Here is a 3,560-nt window from a genome sequence, read left to right as displayed (position 1 = left end):
GGCCGGGGGCAGCTGCGGAAAAGTACAAGGCTGCAGGCAGGTGGATCGCCACTGCCAGGTGGTCCGGCCTGCCCTTCTCCGGCCTGTCTTTTGCCGGGCCGCGCATGCCGTTCCCACAGCCCGTGAACGAACGCCGCCCTTCCGGCGGGAAGCATGCCGGCCGAGCGGACGTTGGCAGCGCGCACGCTGGCTCGGCAGATGTTGGCACAGCAGATGCCAGCACAACCGATGCCGGGCTGGCACGATCCAGCCCAGCAGATGCCGGCGCGGTACGATCCAGCCCAGCAGATGCCGGCACGGCACAACCCGGCCCAGCTCACCCCAGCAGGGGACGGCGCCGCTCGCCCCTGCAGCGCCGCGCGCCACTGTTGCGCGGCCTCCTCCCTGCGGCCGCCGTGGTGGTGGCGGCCGTGGCATGGTGGCTTGCAGGGGCAGCAGAACTGCCGGCCGGACCAGCTCCCGCGCCGGAGTCCGCCACTGCCCGGGAGCCCGTCGTTGGTCAGGAACCCGACGGCGGACAGGGGCCAGATACTCCGGCGGGTGGGACTGCGGCACATGAAAGTGCAGCACGTGAAACTGCGGCGAGCGAAACAGCGCAGGCCATCTCCGGCACCCCCACCGAGAGCGGGGGAAGCGAACAAGGAGCAGTGACAAACAGCGGGGGCGGCAACAGTGGCGGCCCTGTGGCTGCGGCCAGGCAGCAGGCGCGGGCGTCGGACCCCCTCCAGGCTGTCCAGGGCCTCGCTGCCCTGCGGGACCTGGCGTTCAGCACGGGAGATCTCGGGCTGCTCGACGAGGTGAATGCGGAAGGCTCGCCGGCAGCTGCAGCCGATGGGCGGACATCCGAACGGCTTCGCAGCTCCGGCCACGTCCTCGCCGGGTTTTCCAGCACCCTTGCCGAGCTACGTATGGAGGACGGAGCCACTGCCTCCCGCGCCCTGGTGCAAGTGCGCTCCAGTTCTTCCGCATATGAGGAGAAGGATGCAGGGGGATCCGTCGTCGGGGCGGGCCCGGCCACCACCAGCCGCCAGCTCCGTCTGGTCCTCGTGGCCGTGGACGGCACGTGGCGCATCAGCGAGATCCTTCCAAGGGACTGATCCTCGCGGGTCCGGTCCGGTTTCCGTGGGACCGGTCGTCCCGGGCCCTTTCGGTCTGCCCTGGTCCGTCCCCTTTACCGCTTCCGCCCGCCGTGCTGCTTTGCCTATGCCGCGTCCGCCTGCACAGGCCACCTCCCACGAAACGTGCGCGGCGGAGCCTCGGCCTACCTAGTCCTTGCCGGAAACCCACTGGGCGGCCTGTGCCACCGTGGGATGCTGCCACACGAATCCGGCCTCCAGAAGCACCGCGGGCTCCATGCGCTGGCTGGAAAGCAGGAGTTCCTCCGCCAGATCACGCATCAGCAGCCGCAGCACAAAGGCGGGAACACGCAGGGCTGCGGGCCGGTGCAGTGCATGGGCAATTTCCCCCACCAGGGTGCCCACGTCGGCCTGCTCGGGAGCGCACAGGTTCACTGGCCCGCTGACCCGTGACTCGAGCAGAAAGAGGAATGCCGCTGATACGTCCGGCAGGGTGACCCAGGGCCAGTACTGCCGGCCGCTCCCCAGCGGCCCGCCCAGGCCCAGCCGGATCAGGGGGAGCAGCCTGCCCAGCGCCCCGCCCGAACGGCTGAGGACAACGCCTGTCCGCGTCGTAACTACCCGCACCCCGTCCGGAGCTGAACGGGCTGCGTCCTCCCACTCAACGCAGATCCGCGACAAGGTTCCCGAACCCGGCGGAGCAGACTCCCGAAGGACGGTGTTGCCGGCGTCGCCGTAGTAGTTCGAGCCGGACTGGCTGATAAAGGCAGCCGGCGGGGTATCCAACTGCCGCATCGCATGTGTCAGGGTCCGCGTTGCACCAACCCGCGAGCTGAACAACTTTTCCACCCGTTTGCGGGTCCAGGGCCGGTCCCCGATGCCGGCGCCGGAAAGGTTGACCACGGCGTCCGCCCCGGCCAACGCCTGGGGATCAAGGTCACCGGCCGCGGGATCCCACCTGACCTCGGACGCGGAGGCGGGGTCCCCCCTGACCAGGGACACGACGTCGTGACCCGCCTTGGTGAAGGTTTCTGACATGGAAGTGCCGAGGAGCCCGGAGGCGCCGGCCATGACGATGCGCATGGTCCATCTCACCACGCCACAGCGCCTGCGGCACCTCCCGACAGGCCGCAGGAGGGTTGACTATGATCGAACGATGACCTTTTCCAGCTACTTCCGTTTCCCGCATCTGCACGGCGATCTGGTCACCTTCGTGGCCGAGGACGACGTGTGGATCGCGCCCCTGGGCGGCGGCCGCGCCTGGCGCGTCTCGGCACTCCAACTGCCCGCCCGCAACCCCCGCTTCACCCCCGATGGGAAGCGCCTGGTGTGGACGGTGGTCCAGGGAACGGCGCCGGAAGTGGTATCGGCAGAAGTCGACGGCGGCGGGTACCGTCAGCTGACCTTCTTCGGCCACAGCACAACGCGGGTCAAGGGTTTCACTGCCAGCGGTTCAGTGGTGGTCACCAGCGCGTTCCGCCAGGCCGAAAGCAGGCACACACACGCCTACAGCGTCCCGCTGGAAGGCGGCTGGGCCGAGGAACTCCCGTACGGGCCGGTTGAGTCCGTGGCCTTTGGCCCGGAGGTGGGTGACGAACGGCCCGTGGTGGTGGGCAGCGTGCTGTCCCGCGAACCCGCCTGGTGGAAACGCTACCGCGGCGGCACCGCGGGAAAGCTGTGGATCGACGCCGACGGCAACGGAGAGTTTGAACGCCTTGTGCCGGAGCTTGACGGCAACCTCGCCGATCCCATGTGGGTGGACGGCCGGATCGCCTTCCTTTCGGACCACGAAGGCTACGGCAACCTGTATTCGGTCCTTCCCAGCGGAAAGGACCTGCGCCGGCACACGGACCACGAGGACTTCTACGTCCGGCATGCCGCCACCGACGGCCAACGCGTCATTTTCGAATCAGCCGGCGAGCTGTGGGTACTGCACGATCTCGGCTCCGACGCCGTTCGGCTGGACATCACCCTTGGCTCCGCCTCGCAGTCCAGGCGCCCTGCCCTGCTCAAGACCGCCAGGCACCTCGGTGCGGCAGTACCTGACACGACCGGCTCCGCCAGTGCGATAGAAGCACACGGCACCATCCATTGGCTGCGCCACAAGGACGGACCGTCCCGCATCATCGAGGCGACGCCGGGTGTCCGCGCCCGCCTGCCCCGGCCCCTGGGGGACGGCCGGATCGCCTATCTTGCCGACCACGACAATGTGGAGGCGTTGTACATCAAGGACATCGCGGCTCCGGTGCCGCATGCCGGGATTGCCGGGATTGCCGGGATTGCCGGGATTGCCGGCACAGACAGGAGCGCGGCCCCGGGTGCCGCCGCAGCCCCCAGCACGGCGGACGTTCCTGCGCCGGTGGCCGCAGGAAAAGAAGAAGCCGTGGTCCTGCCGCAGCCGGTCCCCGCTGCCGGTGCTGCCTTTTTCCTGTGCTTGATCTTGTCCCCGTCTTCGAGGGCGTCGCGGATGGCGTTGCCCAGCAG

General features: G+C 69.0%; 2 protein-coding genes and 1 pseudogene. 2 read left to right on the top strand and 1 reads right to left on the bottom strand.

Features of this window, described 5'->3' with window-relative positions; translation table 11 throughout:
• Nucleotides 1-647 precede the first annotated feature (647 nt).
• Nucleotides 648-1,097, top strand: a complete 450-nt coding sequence (locus tag ACKAE7_RS20610; RefSeq protein ID WP_408980170.1) for a hypothetical protein — start codon at nucleotides 648-650, stop codon at nucleotides 1,095-1,097.
• A 168-nt stretch (nucleotides 1,098-1,265) separates the two neighbouring features.
• Here ACKAE7_RS20610 and ACKAE7_RS20605 read toward each other — a convergent pair whose 3' ends face one another.
• Complete coding sequence (locus tag ACKAE7_RS20605; RefSeq protein WP_408980171.1) at nucleotides 1,266-2,159, bottom strand: TIGR01777 family oxidoreductase; 894 nt, start codon at nucleotides 2,157-2,159, stop codon at nucleotides 1,266-1,268.
• Between the two features lie 73 nt (nucleotides 2,160-2,232).
• Between ACKAE7_RS20605 and ACKAE7_RS20600 the strand changes: the two are divergent.
• Nucleotides 2,233-3,560, top strand: a pseudogene (locus tag ACKAE7_RS20600) (peptidase S41); the annotation flags it as partial.

The sequence above is a fragment of the Pseudarthrobacter sp. NKDBFgelt genome (genome assembly GCF_046097905.1).
GTDB classification, from domain to species: Bacteria; Actinomycetota; Actinomycetes; order Actinomycetales; family Micrococcaceae; genus Arthrobacter; species Arthrobacter polychromogenes.
The sequence above is the reverse complement of the archived record's forward strand: the minus strand, read 5'-3'. Positions and strand labels throughout refer to the sequence as shown.

Bases quoted from the DNA above. Each gene is read 5' to 3' on its own strand.
- ACKAE7_RS20605 (WP_408980171.1), bottom strand. From the start codon at position 2,159: ATGCGCATCGTCATGGCCGGCGCCTCCGGGCTCCTCGGCACTTCCATG.